The following is a 23,050-nucleotide window of genomic DNA, read 5'->3' on the forward strand; positions in this document are numbered from 1 at the left end:
ATGAGGATGCTGAGATTACTCGAAGACAAGATTGCGACGCCGCTTGGCCCGCTGTGGGTGCTCGCGGACGAGCAGTTTTGTCTGCGCGCCGTTGAGTGGGAAGAGCACAGCGACCGCATGGAAGAACTGCTTGCGATTCACTACCGCTCACAGGGGTATGAACGTATCCGCGCCACCAATCCGGGTGGACTGAGCGACAAGCTAGCGGCGTACTTCGAAGGCGATCTCAGCATCATCGACACGCTGCCCACCGCCACGGCAGGCACCCCTTTTCAGCGCGAAGTGTGGCAGGCGCTGCGGGCCATTCCCTGCGGACAGGTGATGCATTACGGCCAGCTCGCGGAGCAGTTAGGTCGCGCAGGAGCCGCTCGTGCCGTAGGCGCCGCGAACGGCTCTAATCCGGTCAGCATCGTGGTGCCCTGCCATCGCGTCATTGGCCGCAACGGTACCCTGACCGGCTATGCCGGTGGCGTGCAGCGAAAAGAGTGGTTACTGCGTCACGAAGGGTATCTTTTGCTCTAGTTCCCAGGCTTTTTGTGCTTAATTTTCTACCGGTTAGGCTAAAAATCCATAATCAAGCTGTGGAATTTCAAGAAGATGGCGACGCATTGTCGTCTCTTGTCCTTATTGAGGGTTTGTCAGGCTTACGTACTTACCAAAAAGATGTTAAAATTGACCAATATCAATTAAGGCTTGAGCAAACCTATGATCCCGGAAAAGCGAATTATACGACGCATTCAGTCTGGCGGTTGTGCTATCCATTGCCAGGATTGCAGCATCAGCCAGCTCTGTATCCCGTTTACCCTGAATGAGCATGAACTCGATCAGCTTGATAATATCATCGAGCGTAAAAAGCCTATTCAGAAAGGGCAGACGCTGTTTAAAGCGGGAGACGAACTGAAATCGCTCTATGCTATCCGTTCTGGCACCATCAAGAGCTACACCATCACCGAGCAAGGTGATGAGCAGATCACCGGCTTCCATCTGGCGGGTGACCTGGTAGGCTTTGATGCCATCGGTACGGGCCATCACCCGAGCTTTGCTCAGGCACTCGAAACCTCGATGGTTTGCGAAATTCCGTTTGAAACCCTGGACGATCTGTCCGGCAAGATGCCTAACCTGCGTCAGCAGATGATGCGTCTGATGAGCGGTGAGATCAAAGGCGATCAGGACATGATTCTACTGCTTTCTAAAAAGAATGCAGAGGAGCGCCTGGCCGCGTTTATCTACAACCTCTCCCGCCGCTTCGCCGAACGTGGCTTCTCGCCGCGTGAATTCCGTCTGACCATGACGCGTGGCGATATCGGTAACTACCTGGGTCTGACCGTAGAAACCATCAGCCGTCTGCTGGGTCGTTTCCAGAAAAGCGGGATGCTGGCCGTTAAGGGTAAATACATCACTATCGAAAACGGTGAAGCGCTGGCCGTTCTTGCCGGGCACGCCCGCAACGTGGCGTAAACGCCATACGTATACAGCCAGACCGATAAATTTTCCTGATTTAGCGGTCTGGCCTGTCACCCCGTCCTTTATCTGACCTTTTCACCGTAGCACGTCCCCACACAGCACCCAAAAGGTTCTCGTTGAGGTTATGAATTGAGAGAAAGTTTGTTTTTCGTTTCAGTCGTGATTGCCTCCGTGACCTTTATCTTCATCTGGATCATGCTTGTCGGCCCAATGAAGGGGGAGGAAAAAACCTACGTTCAGGATTCCACGACCTTTGCGATAGCGGTGATGGTGCTGCTGTTTATTGCGTTTGTTGCGGTAACGACCACGGTGCTTTTCCTCTGATAAATTTTCATGAATTATTGATCTGGCAAAACCTCCCCTCTGTTTCATTCAGGATATATAGGTTACTCTTTTAATTACAGACTGTGGTGACAGTAGTAAGGAGACCTGTATGGCCAAGTATCAAAACATGCTGGTAGCAATCGATCCGAATCAGGACGATCAGCCGGCATTACGACGTGCTGTGTATTTACATCAACGGATTGGTGGCAAAATCAAAGCGTTTTTGCCGATCTATGACTTCTCGTATGAGATGACCACCCTTCTGTCGCCTGACGAGCGCACCGCTATGCGTCAGGGCGTCATCAGCCAGCGTACCGCGTGGATCCGCGAACAGGCGAAGTATTACCTGGAAGCGGGTGTGCCCATTGATATTAAAGTGGTCTGGCACAACCGACCTTTCGAAGCCATCATTCAGGAAGTCGTTGCCGGTGGACACGATCTGCTGCTGAAGATGGCGCACCAGCACGACAAGCTGGAATCCGTGATCTTCACCCCGACCGACTGGCATTTGCTGCGTAAATGCCCTTGCCCGGTCTGGATGGTGAAAGACCAGCCGTGGCCTGAAGGCGGGAAAGCCGTTGTGGCGGTAAACCTCGCCAGCGAAGAGGATTACCACAATTCGCTGAACGAGAAGCTGGTGAAGGAGACTATCCAGCTTGCCGACCAGGTCAATAATACCGAAGTGCATCTGGTTGGCGCCTATCCGGTCACCCCGATTAACATTGCCATTGAACTGCCGGAATTTGACCCGAGCGTGTACAACGACGCGATCCGCGGTCAGCATCTGCTGGCCATGAAAGCGCTGCGCCAGAAATTCAGCATCGATGAGAAAATGACCCACGTGGAAAAAGGGCTGCCTGAAGAGGTGATCCCGGACCTGGCTGAACACCTGCAGGCGGGGATTGTGGTGCTCGGTACCATTGGCCGTACAGGTATTTCTGCCGCCTTCCTCGGCAATACCGCCGAGCAGGTGATCGACCATCTGCGCTGCGACCTGCTGGTTATCAAGCCGGATGAGTACCAGACGCCGGTTGAGCTCGACGATCCGGAAGACGATTGACCCCTAACGCCCGGCGGCGCAAGCTTGCCGGGCCTACAAAACCGTAGGCCGGGTAAGCGTAAGCGCCACCCGGCAATAAAAAAACCGCCGGATTCGGCGGTTTTTTCGTTTCAACGCAACTTACAGCGCTTTCAGAATCGCATCCACGCTGGCTTTGGCATCGCCAAACAGCATATGGGTGTTCTCTTTGAAGAACAGCGGGTTCTGCACACCGGCATAGCCGGTATTCATTGAACGTTTAAACACGATCACGTTCTGCGCCTTCCACACTTCCAGAACCGGCATCCCGGCGATTGGGCTACGTGGATCGTCCTGCGCCGCCGGGTTAACGGTGTCGTTAGCGCCAATGACCAGCACGGTGTCGGTGTCGGCGAAATCATCGTTGATCTCGTCCATCTCCAGTACGATGTCGTAAGGCACTTTCGCCTCCGCCAGCAGCACGTTCATGTGGCCTGGCAGACGCCCCGCCACCGGGTGAATACCAAAGCGCACCTTGATGCCGCGCGCTCGCAGCTTCTCGGTGATTTCCGCCACCGGATACTGCGCCTGCGCCACCGCCATGCCGTAGCCCGGGGTGATAATGACCGAGTGCGAGTTTTTGAGCATCTCGGCGGTATCTTCCGCACTGATCTCACGGTGCTCACCCACTTCCTCATCGGAGCCGGTAGACGAGCCGTCAGAACCAAAGCCACCGGCGATGACGCTGATGAACGAGCGGTTCATCGCCTTACACATGATGTAAGACAGGATCGCACCCGAAGAACCCACCAGCGCACCGGTGACGATCAGCAGATCGTTGCTCAGCATAAAGCCCGCCGCCGCCGCCGCCCAACCGGAGTAGGAGTTCAGCATGGAGACCACCACTGGCATATCCGCACCGCCGATGGACGCCACCAGATGCCAGCCGAAGGCCAGCGCGATAATGGTCATCACCAGCAACGCCAGCACCTGCAGACCGACGCTTTCGGTACGCACGAAGACCACCAGCAGCACAAACGACACCACCAGCGCCGCCAGGTTCAGCTTATGGCGGTTTGGCAGCATCAGCGGCTTAGAGGAAATCTTCCCGCGCAGCTTGCCGAACGCGACAATGGAGCCGGTGAAGGTGACCGCACCGATGAAGATACCGAGGAACACTTCCGTCAGGTGAATATTCACCAGAATCGGTTCCAGACCCGGCGTGTGGTACAGGTAGCTGTTGAAGCCCACCAGCACCGCGGCCAGACCCACAAAGCTGTGCAGAATCGCCACCAGTTCCGGCATCTCGGTCATTTCAACGCGTTTCGCCAGGCGAATACCAATCGCACCGCCGATGATCATCGCCACCAGGATCCACGCTACGTTGCCAGTATCCGGCCCGAAGATGGTGGCAATCAGCGCAATCGCCATCCCGGCGATACCAAAGTTATTCCCCTGCTGAGACGTTTCGTGTTTGGAAAGCCCCGCCAGACTGAAAATAAACAGGATTGCAGCAACAATGTATGCGGCTGTCACTAATCCTCCAGACATATGCTACCCCTTAGCCTTTACGAAACATTTTCAGCATGCGCTGAGTCACGGTGAAACCACCAAAAATATTGATACTGGCGATCAGCACTGCGATAAAGCTCAGGAAGCTGATCCAGCCGCCGTGGCCAATCTGCAGTAACGCCCCCACCACGATGATCCCGGAGATGGCGTTGGTTACCGACATCAGCGGCGTATGCAGCGCATGGGAGACGTTCCACACCACGTAGTAGCCCACGACGCAGGAGAGCGCGAAGACGGTAAAGTGGCCGAGGAACTCTTTCGGCGCGACGTCAGCCAGCCAGCCGAAGAGAATAATCACCAGCGCCATGATCGCGTATTTGCGCCACGGGGAAGCCGGTTTGGCAGGTTCTTTTGGCTCAGGCGCCGCTTTAGGCGCTGCCTGAGGCTGGGCCGAAACCTGAATCGGTGGCGCAGGCCAGGTAATTTCACCTTCACGCACCACGGTCACACCGCGCACCACCACGTCGTCAAAATCGACGGTAATGTTGCCGTCTTTCTCTTTGCAAAGCAGCTTCAGCAGGTTGACGAGGTTGGTGCCGTACAGCTGAGACGATTGCGTCGGCAGGCGACCCGGCAGATCGGTATAGCCGATCACCTTCACGCCGTTCGCGGTCGTGGTCACCTGATTCGCTACGGTATATTCACAGTTGCCGCCGTTTTGCGCGGCCAGGTCGACAATCACGCTGCCCGGCTTCATGGAGTCAACCATCTCACGGGTAATCAGCTTCGGCGCCGGTTTACCCGGGATAAGCGCGGTGGTGACAATGATGTCGACATCTTTCGCCTGCGCGGCGAAAAGTTCCATTTCGGCTTTGATAAAGGCTTCGGACATCACCTTCGCGTAACCATCACCGCTGCCCGCTTCCTCCTTGAAGTCCAGCTCAAGGAATTCGGCACCCATACTCTGGACCTGTTCCTTCACTTCAGGACGGGTATCGAACGCGCGCACGATAGCGCCCAGGCTGTTTGCCGCACCGATGGCGGCAAGTCCCGCCACGCCCGCGCCAATCACCATCACCTTCGCCGGAGGAACTTTACCCGCCGCGGTGATCTGACCGGTAAAGAAGCGACCAAATTCGTGGGCCGCTTCAACGATGGCGCGATAGCCCGCAATGTTTGCCATCGAACTTAAGGCGTCCAGCGACTGGGCGCGCGAAATACGCGGCACGGAGTCCATCGCCATGACGGTGACGCCGCGCGCGGCCAGCTTTTCCATCAGCTCAGGATTTTGCGCAGGCCAGATAAAGCTCACCAGCGTGGTGCCCGGATTCAGCAGCGCTATCTCACTCTCTTCCGGTGCATTGACCTTCAGAATTACCGGCGACTGCCATACGTCGGCACCGTCCACCACTTCCGCGCCAGCCTGGATAAAGGCCTCGTCATCGAAACTCGCCAGTTTGCCTGCGCCGCTTTCAACCGCGACGGTAAAACCCAGCTTAAGCAGTTGCTCCACCGTTTTCGGTGTTGCCGCTACGCGGGTTTCATTGGCTAACCGTTCTTTTGGTACCCCAATACGCATAGTTTTCCCTTCCATCGGTTTTTGATGATGGTTTATCGATAAATGCCCGCGGTTTGTATCATTTTTCGCCATCACACAAGCAATGAGACACAATTCACCCCGGAAAATAAAACAGTAACAAACTGTCTATAACCTACTGAAAATACCGGCCGTGATCTACCGCCAGAAAACACTATTTCTTACTTTATCTGTGAAAAATAAGCGATCGGCGTCACTGACAGTGATATTTACCTTAAATTCATCGCCAGAACCGATAATTCGCGCAAGCGAAGCGGTAAAAACATGATATAGCGCCATAAGAGAACAACTTATTAACATTAAATTAACTTGTAAAAGTCATAAGCTTTATCAGTTTTACTTGTCAAACGCGTGTTTTTTCAACATATCACTAAATGTTATCGAATAAGGTGATTCAGTGAGCACAGGCAGTGAAAAATGGCGCAGACAGCGACGGGTTTTAAATGCCATAATCGGGACCGTCTCAAATTAACAACAATACCAGTACATGGTTTGCGCAAGGCGAAGGATCATTTTTATGAAGCTTAAGAACACACTCCTGGCGTCCGCACTTCTCTCCGCGACCGCCCTGTCTGCGAATGCCGCAACAGAGTTAACGCCGGAGCAAGCGGCAGCGTTAAAACCTTTTGACCATAAGGTCATTGTGGGTCGTTATAATTCTATTGGCGACGCCGTCGCCGCTGCATCAAAGGCCGCTGATAAAAACGGGGCAGCCTCGTTTTATGTTGTTGACCAGTCTGATAACGGCAACAGCGGTAACCAGCGCGTGACTATTGCGCTGTATAAAGACAACGCGCCAAAAGCTGACGCACCGAAAAATCGCGTGATCAACGGTGTTGTTGAACTGCCGAAAGATCAGGCAATTGCGCTGGAACCGTACGACACTGTCACCGTTCAGGGCTTCTACCGCAGCCAGCCTGAAGTGAACGATGCCATCACCAAAGCCGCGAAAGAGAAAGGGGCCTACTCGTTCTACATCGTGCGTCAGGTCGATGCTAACCAGGGCGGCAACCAGCGTATTACCGCGTTCATCTATAAAGAAGATGCGAAAAAACGTGTTCTGCAGAGCCCGGATGCGATTCCGGCGAACTCAGAAGCCGGTCGCGCGGCGATAGCGAAAGGTGGCGAAGAAGCGAAGAAAGTGGAAATCCCAGGCGTCGCAACGACGGCTGCGCCAAGCGCTGAAGTGGGCCGTTTCTTTGAAACGCAGTCCACGAAAGGTGGCCGTTATTCGGTTACGCTGCCAGACGGTACCAAAATTGAAGAGCTGAACAACGCCACTGCCGCGCAGATGGTGCCGTTCGACAGCATCAAATTTACCGGCAACTACGGCAATATGACGGAAGTCTCTTACCAGGTCGCGAAGCGTGCGGCGAAGAAAGGGGCGAAGTTCTACCACATCACCCGCCAGTGGCAGGAACGTGGAAACAACGTGACCATCAGCGCCGATCTGTACAAGTAACAAAATCGTTTAAGAAAGGCGGCGCAATGCCGCCTTTTTTGTTACTTTTTTTGAATTTCTGCCACACGTCATTGCATGCTTTCGTTACACTCCGTAAAATCCCGCGCCTTAGTGTGATCCACCATTTTTATGCGCCTGAGCGAAATAATTATTCTGGATTTTGACCTTTCATAACAGGAAGCCAATGGAAAAGAAACTTGGCCTGAGTGCTCTGACTGCACTCGTTTTAAGCTCAATGCTGGGTGCGGGCGTATTCAGTTTGCCGCAAAATATGGCGGCCGTCGCCAGCCCGTCTGCGCTCATCATTGGCTGGGGCATTACGGGAGTCGGAATATTGCTGCTGGCCTTCGCCATGCTGCTGCTGACCCGCATTCGCCCGGACCTGGACGGCGGCATTTTCACCTATGCCCGTGAAGGCTTCGGCGAGCTGATTGGCTTCTGTTCCGCATGGGGATACTGGCTGTGTGCGGTTATCGCCAACGTCTCCTATCTGGTGATTGTCTTCTCGGCGCTCAGTTTCTTTACCGATACGCCTGAATTGCGCCTCTTTGGCGACGGGAATACCTGGCAGTCTATCGTGGGTGCCTCGGTGCTGCTGTGGTTCGTCCACTGGCTGGTGCTGCGTGGCGTACAAACGGCCGCCAGCATTAACCTGGTGGCGACGCTCGCGAAGCTGGTTCCGCTCGGCCTGTTTATCGTTCTGGCCTTCATTGCGTTCCGTCTCGACGTGTTTAAGCTCGATTTCAGCGGCGTTGCGCTGGGCGTCCCCGTCTGGGAGCAGGTGAAAAACACGATGCTGATTACCCTGTGGGTATTCATCGGCGTTGAGGGTGCGGTTGTGGTTTCTGCCCGGGCCCGAAATAAACGCGATGTAGGCCGCGCCACGCTGCTGGCCGTACTGGCTGCGCTCGGGGTTTATCTGCTGGTCACGCTGCTGTCGCTGGGCGTGGTGGCGCGTCCTGAACTGGCTGAAATGCGTAACCCGTCAATGGCAGGCCTGATGGTGAAAATGCTCGGCCCCTGGGGCGACGTGGTGATTGCGGCGGGTCTTATTATCTCCGTCTGCGGAGCCTACCTGAGCTGGACCATCATGGCGGCTGAAGTGCCCTTCCTGGCCTCTACACACAAAGCGTTCCCACGGCTGTTTGCGCGTCAAAACAAAAACAGCGCACCGTCTGCCTCACTCTGGCTGACCAACATCAGCGTTCAGATCTGCCTGGTGCTGATCTGGCTCACAGGTTCAGACTATAACACGCTGCTGACCATCGCCTCGGAGATGATTCTGGTACCCTATTTCTTAGTGGGTGCGTATTTGTTAAAAATTGCCACTCGTCCCGCGCATTATGTCGTGGGTGTCGGAGCCTGTATTTACGGCCTGTGGTTGTTGTATGCTTCCGGACCTATGCATCTGCTGCTGTCGGTGGTGCTGTACGCACCGGGCCTGCTGGTGTTTATCTACGCCCGCCGCACGCATCAGCTGGAGAACGCGCTGAAACGCCGCGAAATGGCATTAATTGGACTCTTACTGGTTGCTGCCGTGCCGGCAACCTGGATGTTAGTGGGATAGCATCGCCTTTCCCATTGTTGAACTGTAAAGGAGAATACGATGGGAAATGCACCGCTTCGCCCCATACTGATCACCGGTGGAGGCCGCCGTATCGGCCTCGCTCTCGCCCATCACTTTCTCAACCTTCGCCATCCGGTCATTGTGAGCTACCGTACGGAATACCCGTCGATTGAAGGGTTACGCAAAGCCGGGGCGGTCTGCATTCAGGCTGATTTTTCAACCGATGAAGGCATTCTGGCCTTTGCGGAAAAGGTGAAATCCACCACTGCGGGGCTGCGCGCCGTGATCCATAACGCCAGCGCATGGCAGGCCGAAAAATCCGGTACCTCACTCAGCGAAACGCTTGCCGCCATGTTGCAGATCCATGTTAATACCCCTTATCTGCTGAACCATGCTCTGCAGGATCTGCTTCGCGGCCACGGGCATGCTGCGGGCGACATCATTCACTTCACTGATTATGTGGTGGAGCGCGGCAGCGACAAGCACATCGCCTATGCGGCCAGTAAAGCCGCGCTGGATAACATGACCCGCTCGTTTGCCCGCAAGCTCGCCCCCGAGGTGAAGGTGAACGCCATCGCCCCGGCGATGATTTTATTCAACGAAAACGATGATGCGGAGTATCGCCAGCAGGCGCTGAATAAGTCGCTCATGAAAATTGCCCCGGGCGAGAAAGAGGTCATCGACCTCGTGGATTACCTGCTCACCAGTTGCTACGTCACCGGCAGAACCTTTGCCGTGGACGGCGGCCGACCGCTGCGTTAGTGAAAGCGGCTCCAGAAGAAAATTAACAGCCAGGCGCTGAGCCCCCAGCAGACCACCGCCCCGCTCAGCGCCAGTGGGAGACGCAGAAAACCGGTGAAATACCACAGCGAAAGCAGGTAGAGAAAATACGGAATGATTGACCACATGCCAAACACGATGGTCGTGCGTAACGCTTCCGTACCGCGTTCAGATGCCACGATATAGTGGGCAATGAGCGCAAAGGTCGGGAAGAGAGGGATCAGCCCGGCAATATAGTAGTTTTTCGTTTTCGCCAGCATGCCAATCAGCAACACCACCAGCGCGCCCAGCCCGGCTTTGATCACCAGCCCCATCGTTTTCCCTATAATAATCAACTCACAATATCAGCCAGAATAACGGAACCGGCGTTAATTTTGAAAGATTAATGGAAGGTTAAGGTTTCGCGGTGTATGTTGGCTTTTTTCACGAAAACAGACGCTGTATGAATAAGATTGTTTATGTTGAAGACGAACCCGAAGTCGGGCAGCTGATCGCCGCCTATCTGGGTAAACATGATATGGACGTCATTGTTGAACCTCGCGGCGATCGTGCCGAAGAGGTGGTCGTCCGTGAAAACCCGGATCTGGTATTGCTGGATATTATGTTGCCAGGCAAAGACGGCATGACGCTCTGCCGGGACCTGCGCGCCCGTTGGGAGGGCCCTATCGTCCTGCTCACCTCACTGGACAGCGATATGAACCATATTTTGTCGCTGGAGATGGGTGCCAATGATTACATTCTGAAAACCACGCCGCCTGCCGTCCTGCTCGCTCGCCTGCGCCTCCATTTACGCCAGCACGCCAGCATCGAACGCGAAGCACCGGCGCCGTCTCTGACGCCGCACAAAGCGATGCGCTTCGGTACGCTGTCTATTGATCCGATTAACCGTCAGGTGCTGCTCTCTGGCGAGCTTATCGCCCTTTCCACCGCAGATTTTGACCTGCTGTGGGAGCTGGCAACGCATGCCGGGCAGATCATGGACCGTGACGCGCTGCTGAAAAACCTGCGTGGCGTAAGCTACGACGGAATGGACCGCAGCGTTGACGTGGCGATTTCGCGTCTGCGCAAAAAACTGCAGGATAACGCCACCGAGCCCTACCGCATTAAAACCGTGCGTAACAAGGGCTATCTGTTTGCCCCACATGCGTGGGAAACCTGATCGCCGGATAAGATAACCTGTGCGAAATGAAGGCATTGCGCGACGATGCCTTCTCTTCGGGCGTTTATTTTTACGTTTGCGCAACAATTAACTTGCTAAGCACGCGAACTATTCCATAATTACCTTCTCGACTCTCCTTTCTTCAGCTCGCCCCGCTCTTGCGATTGTTTTACTCATTTTCGCCGTGAAGCTTTCACGACATCTCTCCAATAAATCTTGAAATGAGGATTTAAGCTCATGAATTATGTATAGCTACGGTCAGGTAGAAGCGATAAAAACCAATCTTGAGTGGATTGTTAATCAGGCAACCCTGAACCACGCCTCCCCCTCACGCACCGATCAAAAAGCGCTCTTTGACCTGCTGGAACTCATTCAGTCTTACGAAATACTGCTGGACCTCATCAGCGAATACGGAACGGATGTGATTGATACGCACATTGCGGAAGGCCTGGCCGTGACGGAAAAATTCATCGCCAAGGTAAAAAACAGCGCGAAAGCCATGTAACACGCTCGACTGACGTGAAAAACCCGAAGGGTTTTCATGTATATTCTGCATATAGCGTTTTTTCGGTGAGATCCAATGAAAAAGCTGTTTGTGCAGTTTTATCTTTTACTGTTTGTCTGCTTCCTGGTGATGACCATGCTGGTCGGGCTGGTCTATAAATTTACTGCCGAACGTGCGGGCAGGCAGTCTCTGGACGACCTGATGAAAAGCTCGCTGTATTTGATGCGCAGCGAGCTGAGAGAGATCCCGCCACACGACTGGGCGAAAACCCTGAAAGAGCTGGATCTCAACCTGTCATTCGATTTACGCATCGAGCCGTTGAAAGATTTCGATCTGGACCCGCCCGCCATGCAGCGTCTGCGCGACGGGGATATCGTCGCGCTGGATGAGAAATACACCTTTATTCAGCGTATTCCGCGCAGCCATTACGTGCTGGCCGTCGGGCCGGTGCCCTATCTCTATTATCTGCATCAGATGCGCCTGCTGGACATGGCGCTAATGGCCTTTATCGCCATTTCGCTGGCGTTTCCGGTTTTTATCTGGATGCGCCCGCACTGGCAGGACATGCTGAAGCTGGAATCCGCCGCGCAGCGTTTTGGTGAGGGACACTTTACCGAGCGCATTCACTTCGACAGCGGTTCCAGCTTTGAACGTCTGGGCGTGGCCTTTAACCAGATGGCCGATAACATCAATGCCCTTATCGCCAGTAAGAAACAGCTCATCGACGGGATTGCGCACGAGCTGCGCACGCCGCTGGTGCGCCTGCGCTATCGTCTGGAAATGAGTGAGAATCTGACGGAAGCAGAGTCTCAGGCGCTTAACCGCGACATTGGCCAGCTTGAGGCGCTGATTGAGGAGCTGCTGACCTACGCGCGCCTCGATCGCCCGCAAAACGAACTGAACCTCAGCACGCCGGATCTGCCCGCGTGGCTGCAAACCCACATTGACGACGTTCAGAGCGTGAACCCGCAGCGTACGCTGTTGACACGCGTTACGCCGGGTGACTACGGCGCACTCGATATGCGCCTGATGGAACGCGTGCTGGACAATCTGATGAACAACGCCATGCGCTACAGCGAAAGTACGCTACAGATTGGGCTGGATTTGCAGGGTAATCAGGCCAGCCTGACGGTAGAGGATGACGGGCCGGGGATTGCGCCGGAGGCGCGCGAAACCGTGTTTGAACCGTTTGTCCGCCTCGATCCCAGCCGCGATCGCGCCACCGGAGGCTGTGGTCTGGGGCTGGCCATTGTCTACTCTATCGCGCAGGCCATGGGCGGCACGGTACATTGCGAGGAGAGCGAGCTCGGCGGCGCGCGCTTCTGCTTTAGCTGGCCGGTGTACCATAACATCGCCCTTCCCGTTCCTGCCTGACCTCAACCGCACGCTGGCCTGACCCGGCGTGCTGTGCTATATCATGAGTATGTTGTAACTAATGAGAGGGGCTTATGGCGACCTACGATCTTATCGAACGGCTTAACAGCACGTTTCGGGAAATAGAACACGAGCTGCTGACCCTGACAGAACGTTTGCAGACCTGCCGCCTGCTGGCCGCGCGCGTCTTTACCCTGCCCGAGGTGGTCAAAGGGGCCGAGCACGATCCGCTGGACACCATCGACGTGAAGCAGCACATCGGCAAGGCCGCGCTGGAACTGGCGATGAAACACTATCGACATCTTTTTATCCAGCAGCAGTCTGAACAGCGCAGCAGCAAGGCAGCCGTGCGGCTGCCGGGCGTGATCTGTCTGCAAACCGATGCAGTATCGCGCGAGGCGCTGGAAAGCCAGATTGCCCATATCAACAGCCTGAAAGCGGCATTTGAGAAGATCGTTACCGAGGAGTCGGGCCTGGCCCCTGCCGCCCGGTTTGAATGGGTCCACCGTCAGCTTCCGGGGTTAATTACGCTGAATGCCTATCGTACGCTGACGGTACTGCGCCACCCCGCCACGCTGCGCTTCGGCTGGGCGAATAAGCACATCATTAAAAACTTCACCCGGGATGAGATCCTGGCGCAGCTGGAAAAAAGCCTCAAGGCGCCACGCACCGTCGCGCCGTGGTCGCGTGAGCAGTGGATTGAGCGCCTGGAGCAGGAGTACCACAGCATCGCCTCGCTACCGGCGGATACGCGCCTCAAAATTAAGCGCCCGGTGAAGGTTCAGCCTATCGCCCGCGTCTGGTATTCCGGCCAGCAAAAACAGGTGCAGTATGCCTGTCCAACGCCGCTGATTGCGCTCTATGATGCCGATCAGGGGGCTATCGTGCCGGATATTGGTGAGTTGCTGAATTACGATGCTGAAAATGTCCAGCACCGTTACCGACCCCAGGCGCAGCCGCTACAGCTGATTATTCCGCGGCTGCACCTGTACGTGGCGAGTTGATTATTTCAGACTGCCGACCATCGCTTCAGGGCGCACCCAGGCATCGAACTCCGCCTCCGTCAGATAGCCCAGCGCCAGGGCGGAGGCTTTCAGCGTCAGCCCCTCCTTATGCGCTTTTTTGGCGATCTCGGCGGCTTTGTCGTAGCCAATGTGGGTATTGAGCGCGGTCACCAGCATCAGCGACTCATTTAACAGCTGGCTGATGCGCTCGCGGTTTGGCTCGATCCCCACCGCGCAGTGTTCGTTAAAGCTCTCCATGCCGTCTGCCAGCAGACGAATCGATTGCAGAACGTTGTGGATCACCATCGGGCGATAGACGTTCAGCTCGAAGTTGCCGGATGCACCGCCCAGGTTAACGGCCACGTCGTTGCCCAGTACCTGACAGCAGAGCATGGTCATGGCTTCGCACTGGGTCGGGTTGACTTTACCCGGCATGATGGAGCTGCCCGGCTCGTTTTCCGGAATGCTGATTTCACCGATGCCGCAGCGCGGGCCCGAGGCCAGCCAGCGCACGTCGTTGGCGATTTTCATCAGCGACGCCGCCAGCCCTTTCAGCGCGCCGTGGGTGTGGACCAGCGCATCGCAGGTCGCCAGCGCTTCGAACTTGTTGGGCGCCGTGACGAACGGCTGTCCGGTAATGGCCGCAAGCTCCTCCGCCACGCGCACCGCATACTCAGGATGGGTGTTTAATCCGGTGCCCACCGCCGTGCCGCCGAGCGCCAGCTCCGCCAGGTGCGGCAGGCTGTTCTCAATGTGCTTCAGGTTGTGTTCCAGCATCGCCACCCAGCCGGAAATCTCCTGGCCGAGCGTCAGCGGCGTGGCGTCCTGCAGGTGTGTACGGCCGATTTTGACGATGTCGCGGAAGGCCTGCGCCTTCTCGTTGAGCGTAGATTTCAGGACGTTTAGCTGTGGGATAAGCTGTTCGCGAATAGCAATCACCGCCGCCACGTGCATGGCCGTGGGGAAGACGTCGTTAGAACTCTGGCTCTTGTTGACGTCATCGTTCGGATGAACCTTACGCTCCATGCCGCGCACGCCGCCCAGCAGTTCGCTTGCCCGGTTCGCCAGCACTTCGTTCATGTTCATGTTGCTTTGGGTGCCGGAACCGGTCTGCCAGATGGCGAGAGGGAATTCGTCGGGATGCTTGCCCGCCAGCACTTCGTCGGCGGCATTTATGATGGCGGTGGCCTTGTCTGCCGCCAGCAGGCCTAAATCCTGGTTCACTTTTGCGGCCGCGCGTTTGGTGAGGGCCAGCGCCTGAATCAGCGAGACGGGCATTTTTTCAGTCGAGATACGGAAATGCTCCAGCGAACGCTGGGTTTGCGCGCCCCATAGCTTGTCGGCCGGGACGTCGATGGCGCCCATCGAGTCTTTCTCATGGCGTACCGTTGTCATTACTTTCTCCTTGATAACACTGTCGGGATTGCTCACATGCTTAAGGGATAAGTATTGATGACTTCTGAGAAACGTTATGGCGCTTTGTGCGCTCTTTTTGGTGTCGGGTGGCGGCTGCGCCTTAACCGACCTACGAGAATCCAGGCCGGGTAAGCGTCAGCGCCACCCGGCAATTTACAAAATTACTTCACACACGCCGAACACTGGGACGACTGGATCTGCTTGAAGAAGTCGTTGCCTTTGTCATCCACGAGGATAAACGCCGGGAAATCTTCCACTTCAATTTTCCAGATCGCTTCCATACCCAGTTCCGGGTATTCCACGCACTCCAGGCTCTTGATGCTGCCCTGCGCCAGAACCGCAGCCGGGCCGCCGATGCTGCCGAGGTAGAAGCCGCCGTGCTTGTGGCAGGCGTCCGTCACCTGCTGGCTACGGTTGCCTTTCGCGAGCATGATCATGCTGCCGCCGTTAGCCTGCAGCTGGTCGACGTACGAGTCCATACGGCCTGCCGTAGTCGGGCCTAACGAGCCAGAGGCGTAGCCTTCAGGCGTTTTCGCCGGGCCCGCGTAGTAGATCGGGTGATCTTTAATGTACTGCGGCAGCCCTTCGCCGTTGTCCAGGCGCTCTTTCAGCTTCGCGTGCGCGATATCGCGGCCCACGATAATCGTGCCGTTGAGGGAGAGACGGGTCGAAACCGGATACTGAGACAGCTGCGCCAGAATCTCTTTCATCGGACGGTTCAGGTCAACGCGAACCGCTTCCCCCTCACCCGCTTTACGCAGCGCTTCCGGAATGTATTTACCCGGGTTGTTTTCCAGTTTTTCGATCCACACGCCTTCGCGGTTGATCTTCGCCTTGATGTTGCGATCCGCAGAGCAGGAGACGCCCATCCCGACCGGGCAGGAAGCGCCGTGACGCGGAAGACGGATCACGCGCACGTCGTGAGCGAAGTATTTGCCGCCAAACTGCGCGCCGAGGCCCAGGTTACGCGCTTCTTCCAGCAGCTCCTGCTCAAGCTGCACGTCGCGGAACGCCTGACCATGTTCGTTACCTTCGGTAGGCAGGCCGTCGTAGTATTTGGTTGAGGCCAGCTTCACAGTTTTCAGCGTGCTTTCCGCCGAGGTACCGCCAATCACAAACGCGATATGGTACGGCGGGCACGCCGCGGTGCCGAGGGTGCGCATCTTCTCAACCAGGTAATTCTTCAGCTTGCCCGGGGTAAGCAGCGCTTTGGTTTCCTGATAGAGATAGGTTTTGTTGGCCGAACCGCCGCCTTTAGCGATACAGAGGAATTTGTACTCATCACCGTCGACGCTGTAGAGGTCAATCTGTGCTGGCAGGTTGGTGCCGGTGTTGACCTCTTTGTACATGTCCAGCGCGGCGTTTTGCGAATAGCGCAGGTTGTCTTCGGTGTAGGTGTTATAAACACCGTGCGCCAGCGCCGCTTCATCACCGCCGCCGGTCCAGACGCGCTGGCCTTTTTTACCGACGATGATCGCCGTACCGGTATCCTGACAGGTTGGCAGAATGCCTTTCGCCGCGATATCGGAGTTACGCAGGAACTGCAGGGCAACGTACTTATCGTTTTCGCTGGCTTCCGGGTCACTCAGAATATCGGCTACCTGCTGCTGATGGGCAGGACGGAGCATAAACGAGGCGTCGTGGAAAGCGTGCTGCGCCAGCAACGTCAGCGCCTGTGGATCCACCTTGAGGATCTCTTGTCCTTCAAACTCAGAGACGGAGACGTGATCGCGGGTTAACAGGTAATACTCGGTCTGATCCTTACTGAGGGGAAAAGGATCCTGATAATGGAAGGGTTTATTCGACATTGTTCTCTCACTTACTGCTTCGGTCTGTTTATTCAGGGCAGATGTTCCGCTGCCCGGCTTAAAAGCGAGTCAGCTTATCCTACACAATTTTTTAACAAAAACTGAGACTAGTACGACTTTTTACATCCACAGGTTACTTCCATGTGGTTTATTGCTTTAATACCCGAAGTTAATTCCATCATTGAATCAGGGCTTGATAATGCAAAAACTCATTAACTCAGTGCAGAACTACGCCTGGGGAAGTAAAACTGCGTTAACGGATCTCTACGGTATCGCGAACCCGAACAACCTGCCGATGGCAGAACTATGGATGGGGGCGCACCCGAAGAGCAGCTCAAAAATTGAAGACGCCAGCGGTCAGGTACGCAGCCTGCGTGACGTAATAGAGGCCAACAAAGCCGCGCTGCTGGGCGACAAGGTGGCTCAGCGCTTTGGCGAACTGCCGTTCCTGTTTAAAGTGCTGTGCGCAGACCAGCCGCTCTCCATCCAGGTTCACCCGAACAAGCAAGCGTCTGAAATCGGCTTTGCGAAAGAGAACGCGGCAGGTATTCCGTTAGACTCCGCCGAGCGTAACTACAAAGATCCTAACCACAAGCCGGAACTGGTGTTCGCGCTGACGCCTTTCCTGGCGATGAACGCGTTCCGCGAGTTTTCCGAAATTATCTCCCTGCTGCAGCCGGTCGCGGGTGCCCATAACGCTATCGCGCATTTCCTTGAAAACCCGAACGCCGACGCGCTGAGCCAGCTGTTTGCCAGCCTGCTGAATATGCAGGGTGAAGAGAAGTCCCACGCGCTGGCGGTACTGAAAGCCGCCCTGGACAGCCAGCAAGGTGAACCGTGGGAGACCATCCGTCTGATTTCCGAATTCTATCCGGACGACAGCGGCCTGTTCTCCCCTCTGCTGCTGAACGTGGTGAAGCTGAATCCGGGTGAAGCAATGTTCCTGTTCGCTGAAACCCCGCACGCCTACCTTCAGGGCGTGGCGCTGGAGGTGATGGCCAACTCCGATAACGTGCTGCGCGCGGGCCTGACGCCAAAATACATCGACATCCCCGAGCTGGTTGCCAACGTTAAGTTTGTGGCGAAACCTGCCGCACAGCTGCTGACTCAGCCAGTGAAAAACGGCGCAGAGCTGGACTTCCCGATTCCGGTGGACGATTTTGCCTTCTCCCTGCACGACCTGAGCAGCGACGAAACGTCGGTCGCTCAGGAGAGCGCGGCGATCCTGTTCTGCGTCGAGGGCGAAGCGACGCTGCACAAAGGCGAACAGCGTCTGGTGCTTAAGCCCGGTGAGTCAGCATTCGTTGCTGCCAATGAGTCTCCGGTTAGCGTAAGCGGCACCGGTCGCCTGGCGCGCGTTTTCAATAAGCTATACCCTAAATAATTCGAGTTGCATGAAGGCGGCGACGCAGCGAATCCCCAGGAGCGTACATAAGTACGTGACTGGGGTGAGCGAGGAAAGCCAACGCACAGGCAACTTGAAGTATGACGGGTATTAGGGACTTACTGATTTTTTTAACAACTCTTGCTAAGCTAGTTGCAGGCTTAATATCTCCAGGCGGTTTTTACCGCCTGGTTTCATTTTAGGGATAGTCGCAATGAAAAAATCGGTCGTAGCGGTAGGAGTGATTGTAGCGTTAGGCGTGGTCTGGACGGGTGCCTCCTGGTTTACCGGGAAACAGCTGGAAGGCCGTCTGGCTGAGATGGTGGCGCAGGCTAACGGAGAGATTAAGCGCAGCGCGCCGGAAGCGGGCCTTGAGCTGAGCTACCAGAACTACGAGCGCGGTGTGTTTACCAGCCGTATGCAGGTTGTGGTGAAGCCGGTTGCCGGTACGGAGAACGGCTGGCTGAAACCGGGCCAGAGCGTGGTGCTGGATGAAGTGGTAAGCCACGGTCCATTCCCGCTGGCGCAGCTGAAGTCCTTTAATCTGATCCCGTCGATGGCGTCCGTTCACACGGTCCTGGTGAATAACGACGTCACCAAACCGCTGTTCGATCTGGCAAAAAATACCTCACCTTTCGAGATCGACACCCGCATCAGCTATGCCGGTGACACGAGTTCTGATATTGCCCTGAAAGCGCTGAACTACGAGAAAGAGAATGAGAAAGTCGCTTTTAGCGGCGGTCACTTCAAACTTGACGCGGACCGCGACGGGAACGTGTTCTCCCTGACGGGTGAAGCGGAAAGCGGCCTGGTCAATGCCGTGAACGAATACAATCAAAAAGTTCAGCTCACCTTCAACAACCTGAAAGCCGACGGCAACAGCCGCATGACCGATTTCAAAGAGCGTATCGGCGATCAGAAACTGTCTCTCGATAAAGTTGCCATTGCGGTTGAAGGGAAAGAGATGGCCGTGCTGGAAGGCATGGACGTGAACGGAAAATCCGACGTGTCCAAAGACGGTAAGAGCATCAATACCCAGCTGGATTACACGCTGAAGAGCCTGAAAGTACAGAATCAGGATCTGGGCACCGGCAAACTGTCGCTGAAGATCGGCAATATCGACGGCCAGGCGTGGCACGAATTTAGCCAGAAATACAGCAAAGAGAGCCAGGCGCTGCTGACCGATACCGCGCTGCAGCAGAATCCGGAAGTGTACCAGCAGCAGGCGATGGCGGTACTGTTCAACAACCTGCCGATCCTGCTGAAAGGCGAGCCGGTGATCACCGTTGCGCCGCTGAGCTGGAAAAACAGCAAAGGCGAAACCAGCTTCAACCTGTCTCTGTTCCTGAAAGATCCGGCCACTGCAACGGGTGAACCGCAGACGCTGGCGCAGGAAGTGGATCGCAGCGTGAAGTCGCTCGACAGCAAGCTGACCATCCCGATGGATATGGCGACCGAGTTTATGACCCAGATTGCGAAACTGGAAGGCTACGGCGATGAAGATGCCGGCAAGCTGGCGAACCAGCAGGTGAAAGGTCTGGCGGCAATGGGCCAGATGTTCCGCATCACGAAGGTGGACAACAACACGATTTCCACCAGCCTGCAGTACGCCAACGGCCAGGTCACGCTCAACGGCGACAAAATGCCGCTGGAAGACTTCGTCGGCATGTTTGGTATGCCTGCTCTGGGGATGCCGGAACCGGCTGAACCGGCAGCGCCAGCCGAACCGGCGGCACCGCAACAGTAAACGTCAAAACCCCTCGCATGAGGGGTTTTTTATTGCCGGGTGGCGCTGACGCTTACCCGGCCTACGATTCAGAGCCGTTGTAGGCCCGTGCAAGCGCACCGCCGCCGGGCGATATTATTTCACCTTCACTAACCGCGCCGCCACAATCTGGTGCCCGGCCTGCACATCCGCATTGTCGATACGCTGCATGATTCTGTCCGCCAGGGTGTAACCCATCTCGCGCGCAGGGGTAGTGGCCCAGACGATCGGCAGGTCGTCGAGGGCGTTTTCTCCAACGTCGGCGAACGCCCCCAGCGCCACCTGGTGGCCGAAAAAGGTTTCCACCCCGCCCTCGCCGCTCTGACGCCCGGCGCGGATCAGGCCAAACCAGGCGCCCATGGCGATCACATCGTTATAACAAATGACAGCGCTGATGGTCGGGCTGCTTCGCAGCAGCGCGCCTATCGCTTCCGCCGCCATCTTCTGGCTGGACTCACACTCAACAACCCACTCGCTGTGGAACGGCAGGCCGTATTTAATCAGCGTCGCACAATAGCCGCCGACCCGCTCGGCGCGGGTAAGGGACGAGCTTTTACCGCCCAGCCAGGCAATGCGCTGATGCCCACGACGAATAAGATGCTCGGTCAGCATTTGCGCGGCCTGCATGTTATCCGGGCGCAACGTATCGGCTTCGTCGAGGTAGCTGGCGCGCGAGGCAAACACCAGCGGCACGCCTTTTTCGGCGGCGCGCTCGCACAGTTCACTGCCCACGCCCGATGCTCCGGCGACGATCACCCCGTCCACCCCCTGGTTCAGCAGCATATCGAGCCGGGAAAGCAGCTGATCGGCCTCGCGACCGCCATGCAGCAGAAAGACCATCCGCCCCTGCGCTTCAAGCGCTTCGGTTAAGCCGGCGGTTAACTCCGCATAGAACGGTGACGTCAGGTCACGAACAATCAGGCCAATCACCCCGCTTTGCCCACCACGCAGCGCCGACGCCTGGCGGTTACGCACAAAGCCCAACTGTTCAACCGCCTCGTTCACCCGCTGACCGGTCGCGGGAGAGATGCGCCCTTTTCCGCTCAGTACCAGAGAAACGGTGCTGACGGAAACCCCCGCCGCCAGCGCGACATCGTTGATGGTGACTTTCTTCGCTACAGCCATGTCCTGGAGTGACTCCCTGAAAAATGAGATCGGTAAAACGTTTTATCAATACGTTATCTTTATACTACCAGTCAAAGCCTGAGAATGTGATTTAGCGCGCACTAAACTTTGATAAAACGTTTTATCTTCTCGCAGCATTGAAGCAGACAAACTGATTTTAACAATAAAGGAGTCGTTTTATGACGGCGAAAGCAGCACAAAAAATATCGCTGTGGGAATTTTTCCAGCAACTGGGTAAAACCTTTATGCTGCCCGTGGCACTCCTCTCGTTCTGCGGGATCATGCTGGGTATCGGCAGCTCCCTCAGCAGTAAAGACGTCATCACGCTGATCCCGTTCCTCGGCACCCCCGTGCTGCAGGCGATCTTTATCTGGATGAGTAAAGTCGGCTCCTTCGCGTTTAGTTTCCTGCCCGTGATGTTCTGTATTGCTATCCCGCTGGGCCTGGCCCGCGAGAACAAAGGCGTCGCGGCGTTTGCCGGTTTTGTGGGTTACGCGGTGATGAACCTCGCGGTTAACTTCTGGCTGACCGCGAAAGGCATTCTGCCGACCACCGACGCTGCCGTGCTGAAAGCTAACAACATTCAGAGCGTGATTGGTATCCAGTCTATTGATACCGGGATCCTCGGGGCGGTGATCGCCGGGGTGATTATCTGGATGCTGCACGAGCGCTTCCACAATATCCGTCTGCCGGATGCCCTGGCCTTCTTCGGCGGTACCCGATTTGTGCCGATTATCACCCTGGTGGTGATGGGCCTGTTTGGTCTGATCATTCCGCTGATCTGGCCGGTCTTCGCGATGGGCATCAACGGCATTGGCCGCATCATCAACGGCGCGGGAGATTTCGGTCCGATGATCTTCGGTACCGGCGAGCGTCTGCTCCTGCCGTTTGGCCTGCAGCACATCCTGGTGGCCCTGATTCGCTTCACCGAAGCGGGCGGGACGATGGAGGTGTGCGGTCACGACGTGAGCGGTGCGCTGACCATCTTCCAGGCGCAGCTGAGCTGCCCGACGACACACGGCTTCTCCGAAAGCGCCACCCGCTTCCTGTCTCAGGGTAAAATGCCGGCCTTCCTCGGCGGCCTGCCGGGTGCCGCACTGGCGATGTACCACTGCGCGCGTCCGGAAAACCGTCATAAAATTAAAGGCCTGCTGATTTCCGGCGTGATCGCCTGCGTCGTGGGCGGGACCACCGAGCCTATCGAGTTCCTGTTCCTGTTCGTTGCGCCGGTGCTGTATCTGATTCACGCTGTGCTGACCGGTCTGGGCTTTACCGTGATGGCGGTGCTTGGCGTCACCATCGGCAACACCGACGGCAACGTGATTGACTTCGTGGTCTTCGGGATCCTGCACGGCCTCTCCACCAAGTGGTATCTGGTCCCGGTCGTGGCGGCAATCTGGTTCGTGGTGTACTACGGGATCTTCCGCTTCGCCATCACCCGCTTTAACCTGAAAACGCCAGGCCGCGATACCGATACGGCCACCAGCGTGGAACAGGCGGTTGCCGGTACCGTGGGTAAATCCGGCTACAACACCCCTGCCATTCTGGCGGCGCTGGGCGGTGCGGAGAACATCACCTCGCTGGATAACTGCATTACCCGCCTGCGTTTGTCGGTGGCGGATATGTCAAAAGTGGATACCAAAGCCCTGAAAGCCAACCGGGCCATCGGCGTGGTACAGTTAAATCAGCACAATTTGCAGGTGGTTATCGGCCCGCAGGTACAGTCAGTGAAAGATGAGCTGGCAACCCTGATGCGAACAGTAGAAGCCTGATGCCTCCGCCCCCT

At 56.1% G+C, this 23,050-nt stretch carries 20 protein-coding genes; 14 read left to right on the plus strand and 6 right to left on the minus strand.

Annotated features, from left to right (window positions below; translation table 11 throughout):
• Window positions 1–6 precede the first annotated feature (6 nt).
• From ogt to uspE, 4 genes are all read left to right on the plus strand, one after another.
• Complete coding sequence (gene ogt / locus BMW97_RS04155; protein WP_045910350.1) at window positions 7–522, plus strand: methylated-DNA--[protein]-cysteine S-methyltransferase; 516 nt, start codon at window positions 7–9, stop codon at window positions 520–522.
• A 183-nt stretch (window positions 523–705) separates the two neighbouring features.
• On the plus strand, window positions 706–1,458 hold the full coding sequence (gene fnr / locus BMW97_RS04160; protein ID WP_006174991.1) for a fumarate/nitrate reduction transcriptional regulator Fnr: 753 nt from the start codon (window positions 706–708) through the stop codon (window positions 1,456–1,458).
• A gap of 147 nt (window positions 1,459–1,605) precedes the next feature.
• Window positions 1,606–1,788, plus strand: coding sequence for a hypothetical protein (locus BMW97_RS04165; RefSeq protein WP_223540366.1), 183 nt, complete (start codon window positions 1,606–1,608; stop codon window positions 1,786–1,788).
• Window positions 1,789–1,897: 109 nt separating this feature from the next.
• Window positions 1,898–2,848: a universal stress protein UspE gene (uspE, locus tag BMW97_RS04170; RefSeq protein WP_090392558.1), complete on the plus strand. Its 951-nt coding sequence runs from the start codon at window positions 1,898–1,900 to the stop codon at window positions 2,846–2,848.
• Window positions 2,849–2,968: 120 nt separating this feature from the next.
• On the opposite strand, the gene pntB is transcribed toward uspE, so the two are convergent.
• Window positions 2,969–4,357: a Re/Si-specific NAD(P)(+) transhydrogenase subunit beta gene (gene pntB / locus BMW97_RS04175; RefSeq protein WP_021241158.1), complete on the minus strand. Its 1,389-nt coding sequence runs from the start codon at window positions 4,355–4,357 to the stop codon at window positions 2,969–2,971.
• Between the two features lie 10 nt (window positions 4,358–4,367).
• Window positions 4,368–5,897, minus strand: coding sequence for a Re/Si-specific NAD(P)(+) transhydrogenase subunit alpha (pntA, locus tag BMW97_RS04180; protein ID WP_008500544.1), 1,530 nt, complete (start codon window positions 5,895–5,897; stop codon window positions 4,368–4,370).
• Window positions 5,898–6,432: 535 nt separating this feature from the next.
• Between pntA and ydgH the strand changes: the two genes are divergently transcribed.
• The 3 genes from ydgH (at window position 6,433) to folM (ending at window position 9,706) form a co-directional block, all read left to right on the plus strand.
• Window positions 6,433–7,377 carry a DUF1471 family protein YdgH gene (ydgH, locus tag BMW97_RS04185; protein WP_045910349.1) on the plus strand — a complete coding sequence of 315 codons (945 nt, stop codon included), beginning with the start codon at window positions 6,433–6,435 and terminating at the stop codon, window positions 7,375–7,377.
• Between the two features lie 184 nt (window positions 7,378–7,561).
• Complete coding sequence (locus BMW97_RS04190; RefSeq protein ID WP_045910348.1) at window positions 7,562–8,944, plus strand: amino acid permease; 1,383 nt, start codon at window positions 7,562–7,564, stop codon at window positions 8,942–8,944.
• A gap of 39 nt (window positions 8,945–8,983) precedes the next feature.
• On the plus strand, window positions 8,984–9,706 hold the full coding sequence (gene folM, locus BMW97_RS04195; protein ID WP_045910347.1) for a dihydromonapterin reductase: 723 nt from the start codon (window positions 8,984–8,986) through the stop codon (window positions 9,704–9,706).
• Here folM and BMW97_RS04200 read toward each other — a convergent pair.
• Window positions 9,703–10,038: a GlpM family protein gene (locus BMW97_RS04200; protein WP_045910346.1), complete on the minus strand. Its 336-nt coding sequence runs from the start codon at window positions 10,036–10,038 to the stop codon at window positions 9,703–9,705. The two genes, folM and BMW97_RS04200, sit on opposite strands and share 4 nt — an antisense overlap.
• Before the next feature lie 128 nt (window positions 10,039–10,166).
• Here BMW97_RS04200 and rstA point away from each other — a divergent pair, with 128 nt between their 5' ends.
• From rstA to tus, 4 genes are all read left to right on the plus strand, one after another.
• Window positions 10,167–10,883: a two-component system response regulator RstA gene (gene rstA / locus BMW97_RS04205; RefSeq protein ID WP_021241154.1), complete on the plus strand. Its 717-nt coding sequence runs from the start codon at window positions 10,167–10,169 to the stop codon at window positions 10,881–10,883.
• A gap of 244 nt (window positions 10,884–11,127) precedes the next feature.
• Window positions 11,128–11,388, plus strand: coding sequence for a hypothetical protein (locus BMW97_RS04210; protein ID WP_045910345.1), 261 nt, complete (start codon window positions 11,128–11,130; stop codon window positions 11,386–11,388).
• Between the two features lie 75 nt (window positions 11,389–11,463).
• Window positions 11,464–12,762: a two-component system sensor histidine kinase RstB gene (rstB, locus tag BMW97_RS04215; protein ID WP_045910344.1), complete on the plus strand. Its 1,299-nt coding sequence runs from the start codon at window positions 11,464–11,466 to the stop codon at window positions 12,760–12,762.
• A 74-nt stretch (window positions 12,763–12,836) separates the two neighbouring features.
• A complete protein-coding gene (tus, locus tag BMW97_RS04220; RefSeq protein WP_045910343.1) occupies window positions 12,837–13,766 on the plus strand; it encodes a DNA replication terminus site-binding protein in 930 nt (309 codons plus the stop codon).
• Here the strand turns inward: tus and fumC are convergent, their stop codons facing one another.
• Window positions 13,767–15,161 (minus strand): class II fumarate hydratase, encoded by a 1,395-nt coding sequence (gene fumC / locus BMW97_RS04225; RefSeq protein ID WP_025911542.1) that lies wholly within the window; start codon window positions 15,159–15,161, stop codon window positions 13,767–13,769.
• 182 nt (window positions 15,162–15,343) lie between these two features.
• On the minus strand, window positions 15,344–16,990 hold the full coding sequence (fumA, locus tag BMW97_RS04230) for a class I fumarate hydratase FumA (protein ID WP_028012930.1): 1,647 nt from the start codon (window positions 16,988–16,990) through the stop codon (window positions 15,344–15,346).
• Between the two features lie 199 nt (window positions 16,991–17,189).
• Between fumA and manA the strand changes: the two genes are divergently transcribed.
• Entirely contained in the window at window positions 17,190–18,374 is a 1,185-nt protein-coding gene (manA, locus tag BMW97_RS04235) for a mannose-6-phosphate isomerase (RefSeq protein WP_045910342.1), read from the plus strand.
• Window positions 18,375–18,588: 214 nt separating this feature from the next.
• The gene (locus tag BMW97_RS04240; RefSeq protein ID WP_045910341.1) at window positions 18,589–20,121 is read left to right on the plus strand and encodes a YdgA family protein; all 1,533 of its coding nucleotides are present in this window, start codon (window positions 18,589–18,591) and stop codon (window positions 20,119–20,121) included.
• Window positions 20,122–20,235: 114 nt separating this feature from the next.
• Here BMW97_RS04240 and BMW97_RS04245 read toward each other — a convergent pair whose 3' ends face one another.
• Window positions 20,236–21,264 (minus strand): Mal regulon transcriptional regulator MalI, encoded by a 1,029-nt coding sequence (locus BMW97_RS04245; protein WP_045910340.1) that lies wholly within the window; start codon window positions 21,262–21,264, stop codon window positions 20,236–20,238.
• A 179-nt stretch (window positions 21,265–21,443) separates the two neighbouring features.
• Between BMW97_RS04245 and malX the strand changes: the two genes are divergently transcribed.
• Window positions 21,444–23,036, plus strand: a complete 1,593-nt coding sequence (malX, locus tag BMW97_RS04250) for a maltose/glucose-specific PTS transporter subunit IIBC (RefSeq protein ID WP_045910339.1) — start codon at window positions 21,444–21,446, stop codon at window positions 23,034–23,036.
• Window positions 23,037–23,050 lie beyond the last annotated feature (14 nt).

This window comes from Enterobacter sp. NFIX58 (genome assembly GCF_900110475.1).
GTDB lineage: Bacteria > Pseudomonadota > Gammaproteobacteria > Enterobacterales > Enterobacteriaceae > Enterobacter > Enterobacter quasiroggenkampii.